Origin of the sequence: Ramlibacter aurantiacus, assembly GCF_016722895.1 — a bacterium.
Taxonomy (GTDB): Bacteria; Pseudomonadota; Gammaproteobacteria; order Burkholderiales; family Burkholderiaceae_C; genus Ramlibacter; species Ramlibacter aurantiacus.
The window spans coordinates 1,361,659-1,387,014 of sequence record NZ_JAEQNA010000001.1; the positions used below are offsets into that span (position 1 = coordinate 1,361,659).

Consider the following 25,356-nt stretch of genomic DNA (forward strand, 5'->3'; position numbering starts at 1 on the left):
AGATTCCAAGGCATGCAAGCCTGTGTGATCGCGTCGCCGCAGCAGGCGGCGCTGCAGTCGGTCGACATTCCCGAACCCGGTGCCGCTCAGGTGCTGCTGCGGCTGGAAGGCTCGGGCGTGTGCGCCTCCAGCCTGCCGCTGTGGGAGGGCCGCGAATGGTTCAGTTATCCGCAGCCGCCCGGCGCGCCGGGGCATGAAGGTTGGGGACGCATCGAGGCGGTGGGCCCCGGCGTCACCGGCCTGGCCGTGGGCGACCGCGTCGCCGCCCTCAGCTACCGCGCGCACGCCGAATTCGACGTGGCCGACGCGAGCGCGGTGGTGCCGCTGCCGGCCTCGCTGGCGAGCACGCCGGTGCCGGGCGAGCCGCTGGGCTGCGCCTGGAACATCTTCCAGCGCAGCCAGATCGAGCGCGGGCAGACCGTGGCCATCGTGGGCATCGGCTTCCTCGGCGCGCTGCTCACGCAGATGGCGGTGCATGCGGGCGCGCGGGTGATCGCCCTCTCGCGCCGGCCCTTCGCGGTGGACCTCGCCCGCCGCTGCGGCGCCGCGCATTCGCTGGCCCTGGACGACCACTACCAGATCCTCGAGAAGGTCAAGCAACTCACCGACGGCCGCTGGTGCGAGCGCGTGATCGAGGCCACCGGGCTCGAATGGCCACTGCAGCTGGCCAGCGAATTGACCGCCGAGCGTGGCCGGCTGGTGATCGCCGGCTACCACCAGGACGGCATGCGCCAGGTCAACGTGCAGCTGTGGAACTGGCGCGGCATCGACGTGATCAACGCGCACGAACGCGATCCCCTGCGCTACGTGCAGGGCATCCGCGAGGCGGTGAAGCTGATCGAGCAGGGCGTGATCGATCCCGATTCGCTCTACACCCACCGGCTGCCGCTCGATCGCCTGGGTGAAGCCCTGGAGCTCACGCGCAAGCGGCCCGACGGTTTCCTCAAGGCACTTGTGACCGTATGAGCGTTCAGACCGAGATCGATTTCGCCGATCCGCCGGCGGTGAGCCCCGCGCGCACGCCTCGGCTGGGCTTCCTCGGCCTGGGCTGGATCGGGCAGAACCGCCTGAAGTCGCTGCTGGACGCGCAGGCCTGCGAGGTGGCCGTCGTGGCCGACCCGTCGCCGGCCGTGCACGAGCGGGTGGCGCAGCTCGCGCCGCGGGCCGCGTCGGCGGGCTCGCTGGACGAGTTGCTGGCGCACGCCCTCGACGGCGTGGTGATCGCCACGCCCAGCGCCCTGCACGCGCAGCAGGCCCTGCGGCTGCTGGAGCGCGGGTTCGCGGTGTTCTGCCAGAAGCCCCTGGCCCGCACCGCCGCCGAAACCCAGGCCATGGTGGACGCCGCGCGCCGCGCCGACCGGCTGCTGGCCTGCGATTTTTCGTACCGCCACACGGAGGCCATGCAGCGCGTGCGCCAGGCGGTGAGCGATGGCGAGATCGGCCCCGTGCACGCGGTGGACCTGGTCTTCCACAACACCTGGGGGCCGGACAAGTCCTGGGCCCGTGACATGGCCCTGGCCGGCGGCGGCTGCGCCATCGACCTGGGCACGCACCTGGTGGACCTGGCGCTGTGGGTGCTGGGCTTTCCCGCGGTGCGGCAGGTGTCCAGCCGGCTCTATGCGCAAGGCCGATTGCTCGCGCCCGGCGCCAGCGAGGTGGAGGATTACGCCGTCGCCCAGATCGACCTGGACGGCGGAGCCACCGTGCGCCTGGCCTGCTCCTGGAACTTCTCCGGCGGGCGCGACGCCATCATCGAAGCCGCCTTCCACGGCGCCCGTGCCGGCGTCGCGCTGCGCAACCAGGACGGCTCCTTCTACGACTTCCGCGCCGAGCGCTACGACGGCAACCGCAGCACGCTGCTGGCCGCGCCGCCGGACGACTGGGGCGGCCGCGCCATCGTCGAATGGGCGCGCCGGCTGGCCGCCGGGGCCGGCTACGACCCCGCCATCGAGCGAGCCGTTCCGGTGGCCCGCGTGCTCGACCAGATCTATGGCCGGTGAACGCCTGTCCGTGCTGATGACGGCCGACACCGTGGGCGGTGTCTGGACCTATGCGCTCGAACTCGCCCAGGGGCTGGGCCGGCGCGGCTGGCGCGTGCACCTGGCCACCATGGGCGCACCGCTCTCGCCGCACCAGCGGGCGCAGGCCGCGCGCGTGCCGCGGCTGAAACTGCACGAGAGCAGCCACAAGCTCGAATGGATGCCCGACCCGTGGGACGACCTGGAGCGCGCCGCGCGCTGGCTGCTCGCGCTGGAAGCCGAGATCCAGCCGCAGGTGGTGCACCTGAACCAGTACGTGTTCGGCGCCCTGCCCTTCCACGCGCCGACGCTGCTGGTGGCGCATTCCTGCGTGTCGTCCTGGTGGCGGGCGGTGCGCCGCGAGGACGCCCCGCCCGCGTGGGACCGCTACCGGGACTGCGTGAGCCGCGGGCTGGCCGGCGCCACGCTGGTGGCGGCGCCCACGCGGGCCATGCTCAACGCCGTGCAGCGCCACTACGGCACCGGCGCCGACGGCCTGGTGCTGCCCAACGGGCGCGACCCGGCGCTGTTCCAGCCGGCGACCAAGCAGGGCTTCGTGCTCGCGGCCGGCCGCCTGTGGGATCCGGCCAAGAACCTCGCGGCGCTTGAAGCGGTGGCGCCCGGCCTGCCCTGGCCGGTGCGGGTGGCCGGTGCCTGCACCGGACCCGACGGCACCGTGCAGGCGCCCACCTGGGTGCAGGCCCTGGGCCAGCTGCCGCCGTTCGAGCTGGCCCGCCAGATGGGGCGCGCCTCCATCTACGCCTTCCCGGCCCGCTACGAGCCCTTCGGCCTGTCCATCCTGGAAGCCGCCCTCAGCGGCTGCGCGCTGGTGCTGGGCGACCTGGACAGCCTGCGCGAGATCTGGGGCGATGCGGCCTTGTACGTGCCGCCGGACGACCACCTCGCGCTGCGCGACACGCTGGTGCGCCTGATCGTCGACGCCGACCTGCGCGCCGCCCTCGCCCAGGCCGCCTACGAACGCGCCCAGCACTTCGACCCCGAACGCATGACCCAGGCCACCCTGTCCGCCTACGGCCGCCTCCCGGCCCTGAAGGCCAAAGCCCGCCGCAAGGAGGAAACGCCTTGCGCCTAGTCCTGTTCTGCCACTCGCTGCGGTCCGACTGGAACCACGGCAACGCGCACTTCCTGCGCGGCATCTGCACCGAGCTGCTGGCACGCGGCCATGAGCTGCGCGTGTACGAACCGGCCGATGCCTGGAGCGTGAGCAACCTGGTGTCCGAGCATGGCGAGCAGCCGCTGGCCGACTTCGCCGCGGCCTACCCGCGGCTGCGCAGCACGCTGTACCGGCTCGATGCCGGCCAGCCCGGCAACGCCCCGGTGCTCGACCTGCACCAGGCTCTCGACGGCGCCGACCTGGTGCTGGTGCACGAGTGGAACGACCACGAACTGGTGCGCCGCATCGGGGACCATCGACGCGACCACCCGGGCTTGCGCGTGCTGTTCCACGACACCCACCACCGCAGCAGCACCGAGCCGGCCAGCATGGCCGCCTACGACCTGCGCCACTACGACGGCGTGCTGGCCTTCGGCGGCGTGATCCGCGACCTGTACCAGCGGCACGGCTGGGCCCGCCAGGCCTGGACCTGGCACGAGGCGGCCGACACCCGCGTGTTCGGGCCGCGCCCCGGTGAGCCGCGCGAGGGCGACCTGGTCTGGATCGGCAACTGGGGCGACGAGGAACGCACCGCCGAGCTGCACGAGTTCCTGCTGGAGCCGGTGCACGCACTCGGCCTGTCGGCCCGGGTGCACGGCGTGCGCTACCCCGAGCACGCACGCCGCAGCCTGCGGGCGGCCGGCATCACCTACGCCGGCTGGCTGCCCAACTACGAAGCGCCCCGGGTGTTCGCGCGCCATGCGGTCACCGTGCACGTGCCGCGCCGGCCTTACGTCCAGGCGCTGCCGGGCATCCCGACCATCCGCATGTTCGAGGCGCTGGCCTGCGGCATTCCGCTGGTGTCCGCGCCCTGGAACGATGCCGAGGGATTGTTCGAGCCGGGCGCCGACTACCTGGTGGCGCGCAACGGGGCGCAGATGCAGCGCCACCTGCGCGAGCTGCTGAACGAGCCGGGCATGGCCCGCGAGCTGGCCGCGCACGGGCGCCGCACCATCCTCGCGCGCCACAGCTGCGCGCACCGGGTGGACGAGCTGATGGCCATCCATGCGGCCATCGCGCCGGCAGCGCCGCGCACTCCGCCCCTTCGCCGCGAACCGTCGGAGACCCCCACCCCATGAACCTCGCCTTCTTCGCGTCCAGCCTCGTCTCGGCCTACTGGAACGGCGCCGCCACCTACTACCGCGGCATGGTGCGTGCGCTGCACGAGCGCGGCCACCACGTCACCTTCTACGAGCCCGACGCCTTCGGCCGCCAGCAGCACCGCGACATGGAAGACCCGCCCTGGGCCGAGGTGGTGGTGTATGCGGCCGAGACCGAGGCGCAGGTGCTGCAGACGGTGGCCCGTGCGCGCGGCGCCGACCTGGTGGTCAAGGCCAGCGGCGTGGGCGTGCACGACGCGCTGCTGGAGCGCGCCGTGCTCGACCTGCAGGGCCCGGGCACGCGGGTCGTGTTCTGGGACGTGGACGCGCCGGCCACGCTGGACCGCATGCACGCCGACGCCGCCGATTCGCTGCGCGCCCTGGTGCCGCGCTACGACCTGGTGCTGACCTATGGCGGTGGCGAGCCGGTGCGCCAGGCCTACCTGGGGCTGGGCGCGCGCGAGTGCGTGCCGATCTACAACGCGCTCGACCCCGCCACGCACCACCCCGTGCCGCCCGACCCGCGCTTCGAGGGCGAGCTGGGCTTCCTGGGCAATCGCCTGCCCGACCGGGAAGCACGGGTCGAGGAGTTCTTCCTGCGGGCCGCGTCGCTGCTGCCCCAGCACCGCATGCTGCTGGGTGGCAGCGGCTGGCAGGACAAGCCCATGCCGGCCAACGTGCGATACCTGGGGCACGTCTACACCGCCGACCACAACGCATTCAACTGCTCGCCGCTGGCGGTGCTGAACATCAGCCGCGAGAGCATGGCGCGCTACGGTTTTTCGCCGGCCACGCGCGTGTTCGAGGCCGCCGGCGCCGCGGCCTGCCTGATCACCGACGCCTGGGAAGGACTGGAACAGTTCTTCGAGCCCGGGCGCGAGGTGCTGGTGGCGACCAGCGGCGACGAGGTGGCGCAGCGCCTGGCCGCGCTCGACCCCGCCTCGGCGCGGCGCATCGGCCAGGCCGCTTATGCCCGGGTGCTGGCCGAGCACACCTATGCGCATCGCGCCGCGCAGCTGGACGCGCTGCTCGAGGGCCGCACCGAATCGACCCCCGAGGTGGCCGCATGAAGATCGTCATCCTGGGCCTGTCCATCACCTCGTCCTGGGGCAACGGGCACGCCACCACCTACCGCGGCCTGGTGCGCGAGCTGGTCGCGCGCGGACACGAGATCCTGTTCCTGGAGCGCGACCAGCCCTGGTACGCGCAGAACCGCGACCTGGCCCATCCGCCCTACGGCCGCACCGAGCTGTACCAGGGGCTTGACGACCTGCACCAGCGCTTCGAGGCGCCGGTGCAGGGCGCCGACCTGGTGATCGTGGGCTCGTTCGTGCCCGAAGGCGTGGCCGTGGGCGACTGGGCCCAGCGCACCGCGCACGGCATCACCGCCTTCTACGACATCGACACGCCGGTCACGCTGGCCCGGCTGGGGCGCGGCGAGCACGACTACCTGGCGCCGCGCCAGATCGCCGGCTACGACCTCTATCTGTCCTTCACCGGCGGGCCCACGCTGCAGCGCCTGGAACGCGAATGGGGCTCACCCCGCGCGCGGGTGTTCTATTGCTCGGTGGACCCCACGCTGTACTTGCACGAGCCGCAGCCGGCCAGCTGGGACCTGGGCTACATGGGCACCTACAGCCCCGACCGCCAGCCCGGGCTCGACCGGCTGCTGCTGCAGCCGGCGCGCGAGCTGCCCACGGGGCGCTTCGTGGTGGCCGGGCCGCAATACCCGGCCGAGATCGGCTGGCCCGCCAACGTGCAGTGGCAGCCGCACCTGCCGCCCAGCGAACACCGCGCCTTCTACAACCGCCAGCGCTGGACGCTGAACATCACCCGTGCGGACATGATCGAAGCGGGCTGGTCGCCCAGCGTGCGCCTGTTCGAGGCGGCCGCCTGCGGCACGCCCATCGTGAGCGACCGCTGGCGCGGCATCGAGGACGTGCTGGTCCCCGGTCGCGAGATCGTGCTGGCGGACTCGTCGGCCGAGGTCCTGGCGCTGCTGCGCGAGGGCGGCGAGGACGAGCGGCTGCGCATGGCCGAACGCGCACGCCAGCGCATCCTGTCGGCGCACACGGCGGCGCACCGGGCCGAGCAGCTGGAAGCCTATGCCCTCGAACTCGGAGCAGCCGGTGCCGCGCGGGGACCGCTGCCCCACACCACCCCTGCGGAGGCCTTGCAGCCATGAAGTCCCACGACCAGGCCCTTCCCGCCACCCGCGGCGCCGAACGCGACGACGGCGCCCATGACCCGGCCGAGGCGTTGCGGCGGCAGGTCGAGGCGCTGGGGCCCTGGTTCCACAACCTGCACCTGCCGCACGGGGTGCAGACCGCGCCGGTGCATTTCCTGCAGGCGGATTTCCCGCGCTTCAAGTGGGAGCAGATCGCCAGCCACGTGCCGGCGGACCTGAGCGGCTGGCGCGTGCTCGACGTCGGCTGCAATGCCGGGTTCTACAGCTTCGAGCTGGCGCGGCGCGGCGCCTCGGTGCTGGCCATCGACCATGACCCGCACTACCTGGAGCAGGCGCGCTGGGCGGCCGGGCAGTTCGGCCTGGAAGACCGCGTCGAGTTCCGCCAGCAGGCGGTCTGGGACGTGGCCGCGGGCGACGAGTCCTTCGACCTGGTCTGGTTCATGGGCGTCTTCTACCACCTGCGCTACCCGCTGCTGGCGCTGGACCTGCTGGCGCGGCGCACGCGGCGGCTGATGATGTTCCAGACCCTCACCATGCCCGGCGACGCCGTCTATCCCGACACGGGCGACCACCCCATCGACGAGCGCGAGCCCATGCTCGACCCCGGCTGGCCCAAGCTCGCCTTCATCGAGCACCGCTTCGCCGGCGACCCGACCAACTGGTGGGCGCCCAACCACGCCGCGTGCGAAGCGATGCTGCGCTCGGCTGGCTTGCGCGTGACGGCGCGGCCCGCCGGCGAGGTGTACCTGTGCGAACCACACGAGTCCCGGCCCTGGTCCACCGGGCAGCTCGACGAGGTGCTCGCGGCCCTGCGCTCCGGCAGCCGCTGACATGGAGCGGGTCGCGGCCTGCATCGGCCCCTTCCAACTGCCCTCGCACGCCGACTTCGCGCGGCTGCGGCAGGCGCTGGCCGGCGCGGCGCGGCTGCACGTGTTCCTCACGGGGGCTCATCGCCCGCACTCGCCGCGCCATCCCTTCACCTGGACCGAACGCGCCGGCTTGCTGCGCGACGGACTGGCGCCCGACGAGCAGGCCCGGGTGAGCTTCCATCCGCTGCGCGAAGGGGTCGGCCTCGCGCGCATCCACGCCGAGTTGCAGCAGGCGGTGCCGGAGGGCGCCGTCGCCCTCGCGTTCGTCGAAGGCGTTCGCGAGTTCGAGCCTCCGCCCGGCTGGCACCTGGCTGCGCCCGCCGCCCCCGACCAGGACCGCTTGCGCGAGCAGCTGGTCAGCGGCGCCGACCTCGCGCCGCTGCAATCGCAGCTGCCCGCCCACGTGTGGGAGTTCATCTCCCGCTGGGTTGCCGGTCCTCATTACGCACAGGTGCGCGAGGAGTACGAGCAGCTCGCGAGCGAGAAGGTGGCGTGGTCGGTCGCTCCCTACCCGGTGGTGCTGGTCACCGTCGATGCGGTGGTGCGCGTGGCGGACCAGGTGCTGCTGATCCGCCGCGGCCGCCAGCCCGGCAAGGGCTTGCGCGCCCTGCCCGGCGGCTTCCTCGACCCCGGCGAGACGGTGCTGGCGTCGGCCCTGCGCGAACTGGCCGAGGAAACCGGATTGCAGACCCCCGAGCTGCGCCGGGCGCTGCGCGGCGTGCGCGTCTTCGACGACCCCGAGCGCAGCCAGCGCGGCCGCGTCATCACCCACGCCCACTACTTCGACCTCGGCCCGCGCCCGCTGCCTGGGGTCAGCGGCGAAGACGACGCCGCCGCCGCCGAGTGGGTGCCGATCGCCACCCTCCCCACCCTCGAGGCCGAGTTCCTCGACGACCACTTCCTCATCCTCGACCATTTCCTGCACGTGATGCCCGCGGCCGCAGCCGCCGGCGCCTGACGTCGAAGGGAAGCTCCCCGCCGCCGCGCAGCGGCCGGCAGCTCCAGGGCCACCGAGGAACCGGCTTTGCCGGGCCTCTGGTGGCGCCCCCTCGAGGGGGAGGCGCCGAAGGCGCTTCGGGGGTGGACAGGATCCCGTCCTACATGCGCCTGCTCTCGAATGGCAATGCCGATGCTGAGGCAAGGCTTCAACATCCCGCCACGTCTGTCACGCAAATGAAGGAAGTTTCGATGTCTCAGGGAGCAAAAAACCCGCGGCTCCACGCGGTGACGGTGCTGGCGGCACTGGTTCTGGCCGCCTGTGGCGGCGGTGGTGGTGATGACGGTCCCGTGGCCGTCGCCCCGCCTCCGCCCGCCCCCGCACCCGGGCCATCGGCCCCCCCGCCCGCCCCGGCCCCCACTCCCGCACCGCCCGCGCCAGCGCCCGCACCGGCCGCCATCTCGATCACCAGCGACACACAGGCCCAGCCCAACCTGCGTTACCAGGTGGAAGCGCCGGCTGGCGCCCGCGTGGCCATCACCCTGCCGGACTCGCCCACATTGGCGGTCGGCGACACCGTCACGGTCACCGGCATGACCGACGCCGCCTGGGAGATCCGGCAGAACGCCGGCCAGCTGGTCGCCACGGAGAACCTGCCCGGCAACACCGCACCCGGCCAGGCCTGGACCACCCCCGCCGCCATCGGCGAGCGCTCCTGGTGGTCGGTGGCGTCCAACGCCAGCGGCGACGTGCTGGTGGGCGTGGAGAACCATCCCTTCGTGACCACCTCGAGCGGCGTCCACGTCTCGCGCGACGGCGGCGCCACCTGGGTCGACGCCGGGGTGGCCGGCCTGGCCGGCAGCCCGATCTGGATCGGCGTGGCGATGAACGCCAGCGGCCAGCGCATCGTGGCCGTCGAGTACGACGGCTATGTGCACCAGTCCGACGATGCCGGCGCGCAGTGGACGCGCGTGGCCGCGCTGCCGCGCGGCTTCTGGGAGGGCGCGGCGGTCTCGCGCCAGGGCGACACCATCGCCGTGGTCGGCCTGAACCAGATGATCCGGGTGTCGACCGACGGCGGCCAGACCTGGCCCAGCACCCACATGGCCGCCGCGTGGCGCAGCATCGCCATCTCGACCGACGCCCAGCAGCTGCTGGCCGCCGACCACTCCGGCTCGGTGCACATCGGCCGGCGCAGCGACAGCGGCTGGATCTGGTCGGTCGCGCCGATCCCGGCCACGCTGTCCAACTGGTACCGCGTGGCCTCGTCGGCCGACGGGCAGGTGCTGGTGGCGGCGCAGGGCTTCAACCCGGGCGGCGGCGCCAACGAGATCTGGATCTCGCGCGACCGCGGCGCCAGCTGGACGCCGGCCGTCAATGCCGCCGGCCAGCGCCTGAACGGCTCGTGGACCGGCGTCGCCGTCTCCGGCGACGGCCAGCGGATCGCGGCGACCGCGACCGGCGGCCAGGTGGTGATGGCCGAGGGCGGCACCGACACCTTCACGGCGCTGCCAGCGCCCGGCACGGACGACAACTGGCGCAGCGTGGCCCTGTCGGCCGACGGCAACCGCCTGGTGGCCGTCACCGGCGGCGCCGTGGGTGCGGCCCCCGTGCCGGGGCGCCTGCACCTGTCGGCCGGCAACCGCACCAGCATCGGCACCCTGGGCAGCATCGCCGCGGACGCCGGCGACATGGTGCAACTGGAATACCTCGGCGCGGGCCGCTTCCAGGTGCGCGAGGCCAGCGGCGGCCCGTTCACGATTCGCTGATGCGAACCCGCGGCGGCCGACCTGACGCGGGTCGGTCGCCACGGGTAGACTCGCACGCGATTCAACCGGGCGCCGGTGTCCTGCCCCGCAAATTCGCTGCACATGAAACCGCGTCCTTGCGCCCATGGCGTCGTTGCAAATCCTCGCGATACCTACAGGTATCGCTGCGGTTTGCGCCTCGCCCTGAACGCAAATCCATCGCTTCCATTGAGTGCAGAAACCTGCGGGACAGGACACTAGTTGAAGATCTTCCACGGCTGGCGCATCGTCGGCGCCGGCGCCACCCTCCACTTCCTCCACGCGGGCCTGCTGATGCAGGCCTTCGGCGCGTATGTGGCCGCCCTGTCGGCCGAGCTGGGCTGGAGCAAGACCTCGCTGGCAGGCGGCGCCGCGCTGCAGTCCGTCGAAGGCGCTTTGCTCGGCCCCATCCTGGGCTGGCTGATGGACCGCTTCGGCGGACGGGTGCTGGTGCACGTGGGCGTCCTGGCCTTCGGGCTGGGCCTGATCGCGCTGAGCCAGATCGAGACCATGGGCGGCTTCTATGCGGCCATCATGCTGGTGGCCATCGGCACCAGCCTCTCGGGCTACTTCCCCCTGAGCATCACCGTGGTGCACTGGTTCCGGCGCCAGCGTGCCCGCGCCCTGTCCATCATGGGCATGGGCATGGCCCTGGGCGGCACATTCGTGCCGGTGGTCGCCTGGACCATGCAGACCTGGGGCTGGCGCACCACCGCCTTCGCCTCGGGCGTGCTGGCGATCGTGGTGGGCCTGCCCCTGGCGCGCATGCTGCGGCGCCGGCCCGAGGACATCGGCGAACACCCGGACGGCGTGCCGCCGGAACCCGATGCCGGCGTGCGCGCCAGCAATGCGTTCGACGCGGGCCCGGAACGCGTCACCGCGGCGCAGGCACTGCGAACGCGGGCGTTCTGGCTGCTGGCCGTGGGACACGGCACCGCCCTGCTGGTGGTCACGGCCATCAACGTGCACGCCATCTCGCACATGAAGGAAGGCCTGGGCTACACGATCTCGCAGGCTTCGTTCGTGATCACGCTGATGACGCTGTGCCAGCTGGGTGGCGTGCTGGCGGGCGCGGCCTTCGGCGACCGGTTCGAGAAGCGCAAGCTCGCGGCCGCCTGCATGCTGGCGCACATGGCCGGCCTGCTGCTGCTGGCTTATGCACAGCATCCCGCGTGGCTGGTGGGCTTCGCGGTGCTGCACGGCACGGCCTGGGGGCTGCGCGGGCCGCTGATGCAGGCGATCCGGGCCGACTACTTCGGGCTGCATGCGATCGGAATGATCATGGGCCTGTCGGCCCTCATCACCGCCATGGGCCAGGTGATCGGGCCGCTGCTGGCGGGGCTGCTGGCCGACCTCACGGGCAACTACCGCGCAGGCTTCACGGCACTGGCGCTGGTGGCCGGCTCGGGTTCGCTGCTGTTCCTGCTGGCGCGCCGGCCGCGGGCGGGGATCGACCAGCCGACCCTCACCGGCTGAAGGCCCGGGTGCGGGCCCGGGCCCGGGAACGTCGCCGGGCCAGCCACCAGGCCAGTGCCGCGGCCGTGAGCATCACCCCCAGCAGCGCGAGCTGGAATTCACGCGCGTGCCCGAGCACCCGTTGCAGGGTCTCGGCGAACACCCAGCCCAAGGTGCAATAGGTGCCCGCCCAGAGCACGGCGGCCAGCGCGCTGAGCAGGGCGAACTGCACCGGCGGCAGGCCCGAGGCCCCGATCAGCAGCGGGCCGGCGGTGCGCATGCCGTAGGCGAAGCGCACCCCCAGCACGCAGGCGTGCGGGTAGCGCCGCACCAGCCTTCGAGCCCGCACCGCCGCGCGCGCCAGCCGGCGCCAGCGCACCAGCACCGCCGCGCCCTTCCACCGGCCCAGCCAGAACAGGGCCTGGTCGCTCAGCCAGGGCAGGCCGACGGCGAGCGCGAACACCCACGGCAACTCGAGCCATCCGCGATGGGCCGCGAAGCCCCCCAGCAGCACGGCGGTCTCACCCTCCAGCAGCAGGCCCAGCGCCAGGACCGCGTAGCCGTGCTCGAGCAGCAGCGCACCAGGGTTCATGCGATGGACCTGCCGGAAGGGTTCGGGGACGGCGCTGGATGAGGCATGGGCGAATGCGGGTGGGGGTGCGGCGGCGGGACGAGCCCGGGCAGTAGCCCGGAGCTGGCGACGCGCCTGGACAAACGGGTCAGCACAAGCCGGTGCCCCTCACGACAGCCGATCGTCCCCCGCTTCGCAGCGCGGATCGGCGCCGTAGGCCGAGCGGCCGGTGCGGCCGTTGACGATGTCGACCTGCCACCACTGGCAGACCCGCGAGTCGAAACGATAGGACCACACCTGCCCCGGCTGCCAGCCGCCGCCCCGCACATCCGACGGTCGGCCGATGCGGCGCATCAGTTCCTCCACCGGAAGGCCGGGCGGGATGGCATTGAACTGCGCCTCGGTCAGCACCTGCTGCCAGTCGGTGACGCGGCCCTGCGGATCGATGTCGATCATGAAGGTGTGCAACCCGGCCGGGCCGCGCGCGTACTCGAGGCGGCGGCCACCACCGGGCAGCGCGTGCACGGCCGTGGGCGAACCCATCTGGTCGGCCACCTGCTGGACCGACATCCCCGGCTGCACGGCGCGGGGCGAGTAGCTGCCGCAGGCCACCAACAGGAAAGCCAGGGGCAGCGACCAGGAATAAGGTGCGAGGCGCATCTGGAGAACTCCCAACGATGGGCGGACGCCCATGACGACGGATTCTTACGCGTGCTCGCGCGTTCAGGTGACACAGCGGCGAAGCCGGCGCCCTAGAGTCAGAGCTTCAGGAGGTCTTCCGATGCACTGGGCACTACGAGCGGGCGTGGTCGCGGCGACGGCACTGCCATGGTTGATGCTGTGGTCGGCACGCCGCCACACCAGGCCCAGGCTGGAAGGCCTGCATCGCGATGCTCCCGAAGAGGACCTGCTGGGCAGCCTGGCAGGCGTGGGGCTGGGCTCGTCGATCTCGGGCAACTCGGTGCAGGTGCTGGAGAACGGCGCCTTCTTCGACGTGCTGGTCGACCGCATCCGCGCCGCGCGGCGGACCGTGCACCTGGAAACCTACCTGTGGAAGAAGGGCGAGCTGAACGACCGGGTGGTGGAGGCCCTGTGCGACAGGGCGCGGGCCGGCGTGAAGGTCCGCATCCTGGCGGACGCCTGGGGGGCCAAGCGCATCGCGCCGGAGGTGCCTCGCCAACTGCGCAAGGCCGGCTGCCGCCTGGTGTGGTTCCACCCCTTCGGCTTCTACACGCTGGGCGTGTTCGGCGACCGCGACCACCGCAAGCTCACGGTGATCGACGGCCAGGAAGCCTTCGTCGGCGGCCACTGCATCACCGACAACTGGCTGGGCGACGCGCAGGACCACGACCACTTCGCGGACGTGAGCGTGTGGCTCAGGGGTCCGATCGTGCACAGCGTGCAGTCATGCTTCGGCGAGAACTGGGGATCGGCCACCGGCGAGATCCTGATCGGCGACGACGTGTACCCGCGGCTCGATGCCGTGGGTGAGGTCGGCATGCATGCGGCCTTCGTCAAGCCCACCGGCTGGGCCCCGGCGGTGAAGGCGGTGCACCACGCGGCCATCTGCATGGCGCGTGAGCGCATCTGGATCCAGAACCCCTATTTCCTGCCGAAGCCCGAGGCCATCGTGGCCCTGGGGCGGGCCGTGTCGCGCGGGGTGGACGTGCGCGTGCTCACGCCTTCGCCCGGCGCGTCGGACAACCCTGTGGTGCAACACGCCAGCCACCGCAATTTCGAGAACCTGCTGCGCCGCGGCGTGCGCATCTTCGAGTACCCCAGGACGCTGCTGCACCAGAAGCTGATGACCGTGGACGGCCGCTGGTGCGCGGTGGGGTCGAGCAACTTCGATGACCGCTCGTTCGACACCAATGACGAACTGGTGATCGGCATCCAGGACCGGGAGACCACGGCGCGCATCGACGGGATCTTCATGAAATACGCGCAGGAGGCGCGCGAGGTGGACCCGCGCGAATGGGCCACGCGGCGCAAGCCCCTGCAGAAGGCGCGCGACCACGTGTACTACCTGCTGAACGAGGTGTTGTGAGCGGCGCCGCAGCGGGCCCGCATCGGCCGCACAGCACCGCCTGGTTCCAGTGTTCCAGTGTTCCAGTGGACTAGCATCGGCCGCATGCGATTGGATTTCCTCGAGTTCGACTACAGCGAAGACGCCGAGGGCAACGGCAGCTTCGACGCCATGGCCTCGGCCATGCCGGCTCAATGGCCGGCGCTGCAGGCCGAGGTGGCCAGCGTGCTGGCCTGGGCCGAGCGCGAGTTTGCGCATGCCCGCGGCAGCCTCGACGAGGGCGGCCAGTGGGACGTGGAGCTGCAGGGCGTGAGCGAAGTGGCGACACCGCTGGAGCTGCAATGGGAGTCCTCGGGCCTGCGGGTGGAGCCCGGGCAGCCGGCGGCGCCGCGCGTGACCCTCAGCCTCACGGTCAGCGGCACGCCGGCCTTCTGCGCTGCCCTGCGCGCGGCCTTCGAACTCGGCTGACGCCACACTCAGCCCGGCGCGGCGTCCGCGCTGAAGGACCACTTGGCCAGGCCGCTCATCACGCCACCAGCCAGTGCCACGCTGACCGCGACCCACTTGAACCACTCGTCGTCGTGGCCCCGAAGCAGTTCCAGCAGGACGAAGGCGGTCATGGTGCAGGTCGAATAGATGCCGGTGGTCATGCCCATCTCCACGGCATCGACGTAGCGCTGGTGGTTGCGCAGCATCTGCTGCGTCATGTCGGCCGTGGAGGATCGGATGCGGCAGCGCCACTGGCCGACTTCCGCCATGGAGTTGTTGGACTGCACCAGCTTGTAGGCGGCGAGCATGGCGAACATGAACCAGGGGCCGAGCTCCTCGCCTGCCGCCAATCCCGCGACCACCAGCAGGGACGACAGCGTGTCGATGCCACCGCTGGCGGCCAGCGAACGTCCGATCTGCTGCTGGCGCGCGCCGGGCTGCGGAAGCCCGCGCGACCGGTAGGCTTCGGCGAGGTCGAGCTCGTAGGCCTGGCGCGCGTTGGTGAAGATCGCGATGCCGGTCTCGACCGCCGTCACCACGGAAAACACGCTGATGCCCATGGCCGGGTTCCACGCGGCCAGCGAGGTGGCCAGGCTCGCGGCGGCCGCGTTGGTGATGCCGTCTCCGCACTTCTGCCAGTTCATCCGACGCACGCCCCGGTCGTAGTGGGGATCGAGGCGCCGCATCTGGCGATACAAGCCGACCGAAGGCCGGGGCAGGACCTGGCGCTCCGCATCGAACTCGACCGACGAGCCCAGGGACACGGAAACCCGCCGGCTCAACGGGCGCGACACGTCCTGCCGATCGACGCTGGGCCTGCGGCTGGAAGGTGCGTCTTCGAGCGGCAGCACATGGGGATGCGCGGCTTCGTCAGGCAGGACGGTGGGTCTGAGCGAAGGCGTGAGATACATGGTCGACAGGCTCTCCAGTGAACGTTGGGCGGGTCCGGAACGACACGCCGCGCGACTGTACGCACCGATGTGCCGGGGTAAGCCCGTTCGGGTCCATGAATCCTGACGCACGACAACCGTGGCGCGGTCCGCGCTGGGCCCTGGCCCTGCTGCTGGCCGTACCGGGCACCGTCGGCCCGTTCTCGATCGATACCGACCTGCCGGCCTTTTCGGGCATCGCGCAATCGCTGGGCGCCACGCCCGTGGAGATGCAGCAGACGCTGTCGACCTACCTCTTCGGCTTCGCGTTCATGAACCCGTTCCACGGGGCGCGGCCGCGGCGTCGCGCCCGCATTCGAGGTAGCCCGCATAGCCGACGGTCAGCACATCCCCGACCTGGAACACCAGGTCCGCCTCGACCGGCCCGCCACCACCGGGCGGCAGCGATGCCGCGTTCGCGTTGCCGCGCCGCACCTGGATGCGCACGGAGTCGGCGACCAGCGCCCATCCGCCTCCCGCCGCCCTGGCGTCGGGGTCCGGCTGCAGCGGCACGAGATGCCCGTTGAGTTTGACCACCCCCGCTTCAGGGCCGCTGCCGGCGCCCATGCCCGCCGCCAGCACGGGCTTGCCCGAGCTGGTGTAGCGGAAGATGCACAGCGGGCGATTGCCGAGGGCCGCAACGATTTCGGCGCGCACCAGCGTGGCCGGGTCGAGCTTGCGGATCTCGGCCCCGGCGAGCGCCTGCGACGCCGACAGCACCCGGGCCACAGGCGGCGCGGGAGCCTGGGCATCGTCCGGTGCATCGCTCCGGCCGCAGCCGGCCACCAGGCCGAGCACCAGGGAACCGACGGCGGCGCAGGACCGGCGCAAGCCCAGGCTCGCCATCAGTCGCGCCCCTCCAGATCGCGGATCAGGTACTTCATCTCGGCGATCTCCTTTTCCTGGGCCTCGATGATTTCATCAGCGAGCTTCCTCACACGGGGATCGGAGATCTGGGACCGGTTGCTCGTGAGGATGGCAATGGAGTGGTGCGGGATCATCGCCTTCATGTACTCGATGTCGTCCACGCTGGCCTGGCTGCGCACCAGCCAGAGCGCACCGGCGAAGACCGCGACGGAGCCGCCGAAGATCGCGAGGTTGAGGCCCTTGCGCTTGTACATGTTCAGCATGAAACCGAGCATGACCACCGCCATCGACGCGCCCATGACGAGCGCCATCCAGGCGCGGGTCTCGCTCCAGAACACCTGCTCCCACGCGTACGTGTTCAGGTACATCAAGCCGAACATCACCACCGTGGACGTCGCGATCATGGCAGCGAAGCGCCAGTAGGACATCTGCATCCGCACCTCCTAACGCGCCGGCGAGCCGGCCTGGGAAGCCGCTTCGGGAGCCGGTGCCGGGGTCGCCATTCCACCCGGGCTTCCGTGCGCGCCACCGCCGTGTCCATGGCCCGCGCCACCCCCCAGCGAGGCATACCGCTCCGGGGTCATCGCCGGCAGCTGCGCGACGAACGCGACCACTTTCCAGAGCGTTTCGTCGTCGTGGCTGGGGCCGAACGCGGGCATGCCGGTCATCCTGATGCCGTGCTTGGCGATCCAGAACAGTTCGTTCGGCTCCCACTCGGCCGCCGCTTCGGCCAGGTGAGGCGGCCGCGGCCGCATCCCGCCGGCCCACTCCTCACGCTCGACGCCGGGCCCGCCGTGGCAGTGCTGGCAGGTCGACTTGTAGAGGCTCGCGCCGGACTCGAGCATGGCCGGCGTCGCATCTTCCGCGGCACGCGTGATCGCGTCCGCGCGCGATCGGACCGAGCGATGCATGGTGGTGTCGAAGGCCCAGCGGGTCAGTGACAGGTGCTCCTCGGTGGCGGCCACGTTGTAGGCACCCGTGTAGACCACCGCCAAGCCAGCGAGCCCGAGCAACGCGAGGACGCCGACCGCACCGATCGCAGCACCCAGGCCCAGCTTGCTGCGTGCGCTCTCCATGGGCCCGATCATCCCGGATCCGGGCGACGGCAGGCCGCGCATAACGTTTCACTTGCTACTTTTATCGGCTGCTCGGCCACGCCCCGCATGGGCCGCCACGACGCGAAGCCGACTTGCGGCCTCCGCGGAAGGCATCAGCGCAAGAGCAAGGCGGGAATCTTCGACGCGCGCAACAAGTCGGTGGTCTTGCTGCCGAAGACCAGCGAGCGAAGCGGCGCGTGCGTGTACGCGCCCATGACCAGCAGGTCGATCTCACGCGCCTGGACGGACTGCGCGATGACCCGCTCCGGGTCGCCTGCCATGATCGCGCTGCTCACCTCGAGACCCGCCGAGACCAAGGTCTGGGTTGCCCAGTCGACGGAAGAAGCCCGCCGGGACTGGCCGGCCATGAGCACGTGGATCGGCAGGCCCTGGAGCAGCTTGCCGCGAGCGATGCTCTCGACGCCGCGCCGGGTGACGGCGCTGCCGTCGTACGCCAGCAGGACGCGGCTCGGCTCCCGGAACTCCTCGGTCACGGCGAGCACCGGTCGCTGCACGGCCCGGACCGCCCACTCAAGGTTGCGTCCCATGTCGCGACCCGTTCGGGTCGCCGACGCGCCGCGACGCCCCAGGACGACGAGGCCGACACCCGACTGCAACTCCGACAACGCTTCGGCCAGCACGCCATTGCGTTGGCGGACGTCCACCTCCCGGACGCCGGCCGCCAGGGCACGCTGCCGCAACTCGCCCAGGAACACCCGCCCGGACTCCCTCTGCGCGCGGCTGTGGGCCTCGTCGCGCTCGACGAGTTCATGAAGCAGATGCTCCTGCGCGTCCAATCCGATGGCGCCGCTGTGATCACGGCCCGCGGGCGCCTCGTGCGTATCGATCACATGCAGGAACTCGAGCGGCACGCCGGTGCGACGAGCCGCCCATGCGGCGTAATCACCCACGACCGCCGCGAACGGGGACCGGTCGACGCAGGCGAGGACTCGGGCATCCCGGTTGTTCATCGCCATCGCCCTCAATGCCCCAGCAGAAGATCGGCGCCATCCTTGTCGTGGACGGCGAAGCGGTCGACCATGGTGGCGCTGGCCTCGTTCAGGCCCACCACTTCCACGCTCGTCCCCTCGCGGCGGAACTTCAGGACCGCCTTGTCCAGCGCGCTGACGGCGGTGATGTCCCAGAAGTGCGCCCGGCTCACGTCGATGCGCACGGCCTCGATCACCTCCTTGTAGTCGAACGCGTTGGTGAAGCGCTCGGCCGAGGCGAAGAACACCTGGCCGATGACCTGGTAGTGACGGCTGCGGCCGTCATCGGACACCTGCGAGCGCACGGAGAGGATCTGGCCCACCTTGTGCGCGAAGAAGAAGCCGGACAGCAGCACGCCGGTCAGCACGCCCTTGGCGAGGTCGTGCGTGGCAACGGTGACCGCGACGGTGGCGAGCATCACCACGCTGGAGCTTCTGGGGTGATCCCGCAGGTTGCGGATCGAGCTCCAGTTGAAGGTGCCGATGGACACCATGATCATCACCGCCACCAGGGCCGCCATGGGAATCCGGCTGACCCATTCGCCCAGGAACACCACCAGCAGCAGCAGCACCACGCCGGCGGTGAGGGTGGACAGCCGGCCGCGGCCGCCTGACTTCACGTTGATCACCGACTGGCCGATCATGGCGCAGCCGGCCATGCCGCCGATGAAGCCGGTCGCGACGTTGGCGATGCCCTGGCCGACGCATTCGCGGTTCTTGTTGCTTTTGGTGTCGGTGAGATCGTCCACGATGGTCGCGGTCATCAACGACTCGAGCAGCCCGACCACGGTGAGTGTCAGCGAGTACGGCAGGATCACCATCAGCGTGTTCCAGTTGAACGGAACGTCCGGCAGCAGGAACATCGGGAGGCTGTCGGGCAGCTCGCCCATGTCGCCCACCGTGCGGATGTCCAGGCCGAGCCCGATGGACGCGGCCGTGAGCACGACGATCGCCACCAGCGGGGACGGCACGGCGCGGGTGAGGGTCGGCAGCAGGTAGATGATCGCCAGGCCCGCCGCGGTCACGGCGTAGACGTGCCAGGTGACGTTGATGAGCTCGGGCAATTGCGCCATGAAGATGAGGATGGCGAGTGCGTTGACGAAGCCGGTCACCACGGAGCGCGACACGAAGCGCATCAGCGCACCGAGCCGCGCCCAACCGGCCACCATCTGCAGAAGGCCCGTGAGGATGGTCGCGGCGAGCAGGTAGTCCAGTCCATGGTTCTTGACCAGGCTGACCATCACGAGCGCCATGGCCCCGGTGGCGGCCGAGATCATGGCGGGCCGGCCCCCGACGAAGGCGATGAGCGTGGCGATGGAGAACGACGCGTACAGGCCGACCTTGGGATCGACGCCGGCAATGATCGAAAAAGCGATGGCCTCGGGAATGAGTGCGAGGGCGACGACGAGGCCAGCGAGCAGGTCGTTGCGGACGTTGGAGAACCACTCCTGGCGAATTCTTTGGACGGACATGATCAAGGCGGCCGGTGCGAAGGCGCATCGGCGAAAGAAAGGAAGATCAGGGCAAGCAGGCAGGACGCAGCACGCGCCCGCTCAACGGGTCATGAGAGCCCGTGCAAGATCAAGGCGGAGTGACCGAGCAGAAGTAGCCGCGCGGCAGGCCGGATCCGCGGTAGGCGACCGCTCGGATTCGCAAGGATGGCTGGGGCGACATCCGGCCGATTGTAGTTGCGCGGGTCTCGCGCGCGACCAGCGCGACTCGCGGCGATCCCGCTTCACGACCTCGCACCCGCCAACGACAAAGCCCCGCGAGCGGGGCTTTGTCGACTGCGAGGGCGCGATCAGCGCGCCGGCTTGTACGCGCGCTTCTTGGCGTCGCGCGGCACGAACACCTTGCCACCGGTGCCCGGGCGGGCGAAGTCGCCACGCGGCTCGGGTCGGCCGAAGCCGCCGCCGGCGGGCGGCTTTTCCCACGGCGTGGCGCGCTGCTCGTCGCGACGGTCGCGGCCGAAGTCGCCGAAGCCGGCCTTGCGACCGTACTCGGCGCGGCCGGGGCCGCTTCGGCCACCGCCCGCTCGGCCCGGACGGCCGCCGAACCCGCCACCGGGCTGGGGCGCGCGCGGCGGGCGCTGCGTGGGCTCCAGCCCGGGAATGACATCAGCCTTGAACGGCTGCTTGGTGTAGCCCTCGATATCGAAGATGCGGAAGCGGTCGCGGAACTCGGCGAAGGTGACTGCCAGGCCATCGCGCCCTGCCCGGCCGGTACGGCCGATGCGGTGGGTGTAGTCCTCGCTCTTCATCGGCAGCCCGAAGTTGAACACGTGCGTGATGGTGGGCACGTCGATGCCACGCGCGGCCACGTCGGTCGCCACGAGGATCTGCACCTGTCCGTTGCGCAGAGCCGAGAGCCGGCGGTTGCGAAGGCCCTGGCTCAGCGCGCCGTGCAGCGCGACGGCCGAAAAGCCTTCCTGCTGCAGGTCGTTGGCCAGCCCGTCGCATTCGACCTGGGTGCTGGCGAACACGATCGCCTGGTCGATGCTGGTGTCGCGCAGCCAGTGGTCCAGCATCTTGCGCTTGTGCTGGGCGTTGTCGGCCCAGAACAGCACCTGCTTGATGTTGGCGTGCTTCTCCTGCGGGGAGTCGATCTGCACCTTCTGTGGCTCGCGCATCACGCGAGACGCCAGCTGCTGGATGCGCGGCGCGAAGGTGGCGCTGAACATCATGGTCTGGTGACGCTCGATGGTGAGCTGGTTGACTTCGGCCAGGTCGTCCGCAAAGCCGAGGTCGAGCATGCGGTCGGCCTCGTCGACCACCAGGAACTTGACCTGGTCCAGCTTGATCTGCTGCGAACGCTGCAGATCGAGCAGGCGACCGGGAGTGGCCACCACCAGGTTGGCGTTCTGCAGGCGCGCGATCTGCAGCTGGTAGGGCATGCCGCCGACCACGTTGGCGATGCGCAGGCCCTTGCAATGGCGCACCAGGTCGATGGCATCGTGGGCCACCTGCTGCGCCAGCTCGCGCGTGGGGCACAGCACCAGGGCGCCGGGCGTGGCGGCCTTGAAGTTGCGCGGATCGGTGGGGTTGCGGCGCTTGCGCTTGGGAGCCGGCTCGCCACGGGCGGTGGCCTCGTCGGCCAGCCGCTTTTCCTCGGCGCGCTCGCGCTCGTCGGACTCGGCCTGGAGCTGGAGCAGCGTGTGCAGCACCGGCAGCAGGAAGGCCGCGGTCTTGCCGCTGCCGGTCTGGCTGGAGACCATCAGGTCGATGAAGCGGGACGACTCGCCTTCGGCGGAGTTGTCCATGGCCATGGGGATGACCTGGTCCTGCACGGACGTCGGCTGGGTGAAGCCCAGGTCTTCGACGGCGCGGATGAGTTCGGGCGCGAGGCCCAGACGGATGAAGCCGTTGGGCGCGAGGGGCGCGTCGGCGGTGATGGCAATGGAATCGGCAGGCGCGAACTCGCCCTGCACGTCAAACGTGTCGGTCATGGATTTCCCGTGCATCCGCTTCCGGATAGAAAGCGGACGTCATTCAATGGTTTAGAAAACACCAACCATCAAACGACTTCGCAACCCGAAAGGGGCTGCTGGCTCAATCGGAGAGAAGCGACGGGCGATGTGCCCGCTTCTTCTTGAGCCCGTGCATGAAGGTGATGCAAGAGTGCCGCGATGAATTTGCGGCGAAGCCCGCGATTATGGCATGCGGGTTTGCCCGCGGGTTGCTTGCGGCTACTCCAGGCGCAGGAAATGTTCGCGGTAGTGCACCAGCTCGTCGATGGATTCGTGAGCGTCGGCCAGTGCCGTGTGCGCCTGCTGCTTCTTGAAGCCTTCGCAGACCTGCGGGCGCCAGCGGCGGGCAAGCTCCTTGAGCGTGCTCACGTCGAGGTTGCGGTAATGGAAGAATGCCTCCAGCTGAGGCATGTACTTGACCAGGAAGCGGCGATCCTGGCCGATGCTGTTGCCGCACATCGGGCTGGCGTTCTTGGGCACGTAGCGCGCCAGGAATTCCAGGATCTCGGCTTCGGCCTGGGCCTCCGACACGGTGGAGGCCTTGACCCGGTCGATCAGTCCGCTCTTGCCGTGCGTGCTCTTGTTCCACGCATCCATGCCGTCGAGCAATTCGTCGCTCTGGTGGATGGCCAGCACCGGGCCCTCGATGCGAGGCTCCAGCGTCGGGCCGGTCACCACGACGGCGATCTCGATGATGCGGTCGACCTCCGGGTTGAGGCCTGTCATCTCACAGTCGAGCCAGATGAGGTTCTTGTCGTCACGTGCCAGGGAAACGGGGGATGTGCTGTCGGCGCTGTCGGTCATCGGGCGATTGTCACGTACCCGCCTGCGGCACGCGGGCGGCTGGCTACACTCGGCCGGATGAACGCCCCGCTGCTCCTGACCCTCGCGTTCTCCGCGGCCCTGCTGCTGGGCCTGGTGCTGAGGTTCTGGCTCTCCAGCCGACAGATTCGCCACGTCGCCCGGCACCGCGATGACGTACCCGCCGCTTTCGCCGGCACCGTGTCCTTGTCCTCGCACCAGAAGGCGGCCGACTACACGATCGCCAAGTCGCGACTCGGATTGCTGCAGACCGCCTTCGCCGCTGCCGTGCTGCTCGGATGGACCCTGCTGGGCGGGCTGGACCTGTTGAACCGGGCATGGGTCGCGGCCATCGGCCCCGGCATGCTGCAGCAATTGGCCCTGGTCGCATCGTTCGCGATCATCTCGGGCGTGCTGGACCTGCCCTTCTCCCTGTACCAGACCTTCGTGCTCGAAGAGCGCTTCGGCTTCAACCGCATGACGCGGCGACTGTGGCTCACCGACCTGGTCAAGGCCACGCTGGTCGGCGCGGTGATCGGGTTGCCGGTGGTCGCCCTGATCCTGTGGCTGATGGGCGCAGCAGGGCCGTGGTGGTGGGTCTGGGCCTGGGCCGTGTGGATGGGGTTCAACCTGCTGCTGCTGGTGATCTACCCGACCTTCATCGCGCCGCTGTTCAACCAGTTCAAGCCGGTGGAGGACGAGGCGATCAAGGCGCGCGTGACGGCGCTGATGCAGCGATGCGGCTTCGCCGCCAAGGGGCTGTTCGTGATGGACGGCAGCCGCCGCAGCGCCCACGGCAACGCCTACTTCACCGGCTTCGGCGCGGCCAAGCGGGTTGTGTTCTTCGACACGCTGCTGGCCAAGCTCACGCCGGGTGAGGTCGAGGCCGTGCTGGCGCATGAACTCGGCCACTTCAAGCTCAAGCACATCCTCAAGCGCATTGCCGGCATGCTCGCGATCAGCCTGGCGGGCTTCGCCCTGCTGGGGTGGCTGTCCACCCAGACCTGGTTCTACCTGGGCCTGGGTGTGCGGCCCAACCTCGACGGCGCGAACGACGCGCTGGCCTTGCTGCTGTTCCTCATGGTGGTGCCGGTCTTCAGCTTCTTCGTGTCGCCGGTGTTCTCGCGCCTCTCACGCAAGCACGAATTCGAAGCCGATGCCTTCGCCGCGGCCCATGCCGATGCGCGCGAACTCGGGTCCGCGCTCCTGAAACTGCACCAGGACAACGCCTCCACGCTCACGCCCGACCCGGTTTTCGTTTCGTTCTACTATTCCCACCCACCGGCCACGCAGCGGCTGGAACGACTCGGGGGTGCCGCATGACGAATTCCATGCTCAGGAAGAAGGACTGGTCGCAAGTGCCGCGACGCGCGCTGCGGCCCACCGAGGTGGTCACGCGGCTGATCACCGCTCCGGGGTGGAAGCTGGCCGGCGACGGCGACCAGGTCGCCATCGAGAAAACCTACACCTTCGCCAACTACCACGAGACCATCTCGTTCGTGAACGCCGTGGCCTTCATCGCCAACGCGCAGGACCACCACCCCGACTTGTCGGTGCATTACAGCCGCTGCGTCGTGCGCTTCAACACGCACGACGTCGGCGGCATCTCCGAAACCGACTTCGAATGCGCCGCGCTGGTGGACGCCCTGTTGCCATGAGGAGCCCGCGTGGCGGCTGAAAAAGCCACGCTCGATACCGGGCTGGTGGTTGCCAGCCATGGCCGGCACGTGCTGGTGGAGACACCCGAAGGCGATCGCCTGATCTGCCATCCGCGCGGCAAGAAGAACCTGGCGGTGGTCGGCGACCGGGTGCTCTGGCAGGGCAGCCACGACGAAGGCACGATCGAGAAGGTCGAGCCGCGTCGCAACCTCTTCTATCGCCAGGACGAGATCCGCACCAAGTCGTTCGCGGCCAACCTCGACCTGGTGCTGATCCTGATCGCGGCCGAGCCGGAGTTCTCCGAAACCCAGCTGACCCGCGCGCTGGTCGCGGCAGAGGCCGAGGGCATCGCGCCGCTGATCGCCTTGAACAAAAGCGATTTGGTGGAGCCGTTCGAGCGGGCCTGGGAACGGCTGTTGCCCTACCAGCGCATGCACTATGGCGTGATGCCCCTGTCGCTGCGGCTGTCGCGCGAAGTGGACCGCGACCACCTGGTGCCCCGGCTCCACGGCAAGACGAGCCTGGTTCTCGGCCCGTCGGGCGCTGGCAAGAGCACCTTGATCAACCTGCTGGTGCCCGACGCCACCGCGGCCACCGGCGAGATCTCTCGCGCCCTCAACTCCGGCCGGCACACCACGACCAGCACCACCTGGTACTGGGTCGACCGATCGCAAGGCACGGCGCTGATCGATTCACCCGGATTCCAGGAATTCGGCTTGCACCACATTGAGCCGGCGCGACTGGCCAGCCTGATGCCCGATCTGCGGCAGCACCTGGGCCAGTGCCGCTTCTACAACTGCACCCACCTTCACGAGCCGGGCTGCGCCGTGCTTGAAGCGGTGGGAGCGGAAGGCGACGGGGGCATCAGCCCCAACCGTCATCGGATCTATGGCGAGCTGATGGCCGAGTTGTCGCAGCCGCCGCGCTGGTGAGA

General features: G+C 70.4%; 25 protein-coding genes and 1 pseudogene. 16 read left to right on the top strand and 10 right to left on the bottom strand.

What is annotated here, in order from left to right:
- Window positions 1–12 precede the first annotated feature (12 nt).
- The 10 genes from JI739_RS06350 to JI739_RS06395 all read left to right on the top strand — a co-directional run bounded on the left by JI739_RS06350 (window position 13) and on the right by JI739_RS06395 (window position 11,549).
- Window positions 13–966, top strand: coding sequence for an MDR/zinc-dependent alcohol dehydrogenase-like family protein (locus JI739_RS06350; RefSeq protein WP_201682960.1), 954 nt, complete (start codon window positions 13–15; stop codon window positions 964–966).
- Window positions 963–2,000 (top strand): Gfo/Idh/MocA family protein, encoded by a 1,038-nt coding sequence (locus JI739_RS06355; RefSeq protein ID WP_201682961.1) that lies wholly within the window; start codon window positions 963–965, stop codon window positions 1,998–2,000. The genes JI739_RS06350 and JI739_RS06355 overlap by 4 nt, the downstream gene beginning before the upstream one ends.
- A complete protein-coding gene (locus tag JI739_RS06360) occupies window positions 1,990–3,111 on the top strand; it encodes a glycosyltransferase family 4 protein (protein ID WP_201682962.1) in 1,122 nt (373 codons plus the stop codon). The genes JI739_RS06355 and JI739_RS06360 overlap by 11 nt, the downstream gene beginning before the upstream one ends.
- Window positions 3,102–4,271, top strand: a complete 1,170-nt coding sequence (locus JI739_RS06365) for a CgeB family protein (protein ID WP_201682963.1) — start codon at window positions 3,102–3,104, stop codon at window positions 4,269–4,271. The genes JI739_RS06360 and JI739_RS06365 overlap by 10 nt, the downstream gene beginning before the upstream one ends.
- Window positions 4,268–5,362 carry a CgeB family protein gene (locus JI739_RS06370; protein ID WP_201682964.1) on the top strand — a complete coding sequence of 365 codons (1,095 nt, stop codon included), beginning with the start codon at window positions 4,268–4,270 and terminating at the stop codon, window positions 5,360–5,362. Before JI739_RS06365 ends, JI739_RS06370 begins: the two co-directional genes overlap by 4 nt.
- Complete coding sequence (locus JI739_RS06375) at window positions 5,359–6,477, top strand: CgeB family protein (RefSeq protein ID WP_201682965.1); 1,119 nt, start codon at window positions 5,359–5,361, stop codon at window positions 6,475–6,477. The genes JI739_RS06370 and JI739_RS06375 overlap by 4 nt, the downstream gene beginning before the upstream one ends.
- Window positions 6,474–7,310: a TIGR04290 family methyltransferase gene (locus tag JI739_RS06380; protein WP_201682966.1), complete on the top strand. Its 837-nt coding sequence runs from the start codon at window positions 6,474–6,476 to the stop codon at window positions 7,308–7,310. The genes JI739_RS06375 and JI739_RS06380 overlap by 4 nt, the downstream gene beginning before the upstream one ends.
- 1 nt (window position 7,311) lies before the next feature.
- Entirely contained in the window at window positions 7,312–8,307 is a 996-nt protein-coding gene (locus JI739_RS06385) for an NUDIX domain-containing protein (protein WP_201682967.1), read from the top strand.
- 230 nt (window positions 8,308–8,537) lie between these two features.
- Window positions 8,538–10,055: a WD40 repeat domain-containing protein gene (locus tag JI739_RS06390; protein ID WP_201682968.1), complete on the top strand. Its 1,518-nt coding sequence runs from the start codon at window positions 8,538–8,540 to the stop codon at window positions 10,053–10,055.
- Window positions 10,056–10,295: 240 nt separating this feature from the next.
- Window positions 10,296–11,549: an MFS transporter gene (locus JI739_RS06395; protein WP_201682969.1), complete on the top strand. Its 1,254-nt coding sequence runs from the start codon at window positions 10,296–10,298 to the stop codon at window positions 11,547–11,549.
- Here the strand turns inward: JI739_RS06395 and JI739_RS06400 are convergent.
- Both JI739_RS06400 and JI739_RS06405 read right to left on the bottom strand, forming a co-directional pair.
- Window positions 11,539–12,120, bottom strand: coding sequence for a VTT domain-containing protein (locus JI739_RS06400; RefSeq protein WP_201682970.1), 582 nt, complete (start codon window positions 12,118–12,120; stop codon window positions 11,539–11,541). The two genes, JI739_RS06395 and JI739_RS06400, sit on opposite strands and share 11 nt — an antisense overlap.
- 147 nt (window positions 12,121–12,267) lie before the next feature.
- A complete protein-coding gene (locus tag JI739_RS06405) occupies window positions 12,268–12,759 on the bottom strand; it encodes a hypothetical protein (RefSeq protein WP_201682971.1) in 492 nt (163 codons plus the stop codon).
- Between the two features lie 121 nt (window positions 12,760–12,880).
- Between JI739_RS06405 and JI739_RS06410 the strand changes: the two genes are divergently transcribed.
- On the top strand, window positions 12,881–14,146 hold the full coding sequence (locus JI739_RS06410; protein ID WP_201682972.1) for a phospholipase D-like domain-containing protein: 1,266 nt from the start codon (window positions 12,881–12,883) through the stop codon (window positions 14,144–14,146).
- 84 nt (window positions 14,147–14,230) lie between these two features.
- Window positions 14,231–14,593: a hypothetical protein gene (locus JI739_RS06415; protein ID WP_201682973.1), complete on the top strand. Its 363-nt coding sequence runs from the start codon at window positions 14,231–14,233 to the stop codon at window positions 14,591–14,593.
- Window positions 14,594–14,601: 8 nt separating this feature from the next.
- Here the strand turns inward: JI739_RS06415 and JI739_RS06420 are convergent, their stop codons facing one another.
- A complete protein-coding gene (locus tag JI739_RS06420) occupies window positions 14,602–15,525 on the bottom strand; it encodes a hypothetical protein (RefSeq protein WP_201682974.1) in 924 nt (307 codons plus the stop codon).
- A gap of 95 nt (window positions 15,526–15,620) precedes the next feature.
- On the opposite strand from JI739_RS06420, the pseudogene JI739_RS24385 reads away from it, so the two are divergent.
- A pseudogene (locus JI739_RS24385) lies at window positions 15,621–15,836 on the top strand (Bcr/CflA family drug resistance efflux transporter); the annotation flags it as partial.
- Here the strand turns inward: JI739_RS24385 and JI739_RS06425 are convergent.
- The 7 genes from JI739_RS06425 to orn form a co-directional block, all read right to left on the bottom strand.
- Window positions 15,814–16,389: a DUF6692 family protein gene (locus JI739_RS06425; protein ID WP_201682975.1), complete on the bottom strand. Its 576-nt coding sequence runs from the start codon at window positions 16,387–16,389 to the stop codon at window positions 15,814–15,816. The pseudogene JI739_RS24385 and the gene JI739_RS06425 sit on opposite strands and share 23 nt — an antisense overlap.
- Window positions 16,389–16,844 (bottom strand): DUF305 domain-containing protein, encoded by a 456-nt coding sequence (locus tag JI739_RS06430; RefSeq protein WP_201682976.1) that lies wholly within the window; start codon window positions 16,842–16,844, stop codon window positions 16,389–16,391. The genes JI739_RS06425 and JI739_RS06430 overlap by 1 nt, the downstream gene beginning before the upstream one ends.
- Window positions 16,845–16,853: 9 nt before the next feature.
- Complete coding sequence (locus JI739_RS06435) at window positions 16,854–17,486, bottom strand: c-type cytochrome (RefSeq protein WP_201682977.1); 633 nt, start codon at window positions 17,484–17,486, stop codon at window positions 16,854–16,856.
- Window positions 17,487–17,620: 134 nt separating this feature from the next.
- Window positions 17,621–18,484 carry a universal stress protein gene (locus JI739_RS06440; protein ID WP_236589080.1) on the bottom strand — a complete coding sequence of 288 codons (864 nt, stop codon included), beginning with the start codon at window positions 18,482–18,484 and terminating at the stop codon, window positions 17,621–17,623.
- 5 nt (window positions 18,485–18,489) lie between these two features.
- The gene (locus JI739_RS06445) at window positions 18,490–19,968 is read right to left on the bottom strand and encodes a SulP family inorganic anion transporter (protein ID WP_201682978.1); all 1,479 of its coding nucleotides are present in this window, start codon (window positions 19,966–19,968) and stop codon (window positions 18,490–18,492) included.
- A gap of 329 nt (window positions 19,969–20,297) precedes the next feature.
- Complete coding sequence (locus JI739_RS06450) at window positions 20,298–21,941, bottom strand: DEAD/DEAH box helicase (RefSeq protein WP_201682979.1); 1,644 nt, start codon at window positions 21,939–21,941, stop codon at window positions 20,298–20,300.
- A 240-nt stretch (window positions 21,942–22,181) separates the two neighbouring features.
- Window positions 22,182–22,766 (bottom strand): oligoribonuclease, encoded by a 585-nt coding sequence (gene orn, locus JI739_RS06455; protein ID WP_201682980.1) that lies wholly within the window; start codon window positions 22,764–22,766, stop codon window positions 22,182–22,184.
- 57 nt (window positions 22,767–22,823) lie between these two features.
- On the opposite strand from orn, the gene JI739_RS06460 reads away from it, so the two are divergent.
- The 3 genes from JI739_RS06460 to rsgA are packed head-to-tail and all read left to right on the top strand — an operon-like array spanning window position 22,824 to window position 25,354.
- On the top strand, window positions 22,824–24,086 hold the full coding sequence (locus JI739_RS06460) for a M48 family metallopeptidase (RefSeq protein ID WP_201682981.1): 1,263 nt from the start codon (window positions 22,824–22,826) through the stop codon (window positions 24,084–24,086).
- A complete protein-coding gene (locus JI739_RS06465) occupies window positions 24,083–24,421 on the top strand; it encodes a 4a-hydroxytetrahydrobiopterin dehydratase (RefSeq protein WP_236589082.1) in 339 nt (112 codons plus the stop codon). Before JI739_RS06460 ends, JI739_RS06465 begins: the two co-directional genes overlap by 4 nt.
- A 9-nt stretch (window positions 24,422–24,430) precedes the next feature.
- Entirely contained in the window at window positions 24,431–25,354 is a 924-nt protein-coding gene (gene rsgA, locus JI739_RS06470) for a ribosome small subunit-dependent GTPase A (protein ID WP_201682983.1), read from the top strand.
- The last annotated feature ends 2 nt before the right edge of the window (window positions 25,355–25,356 follow it).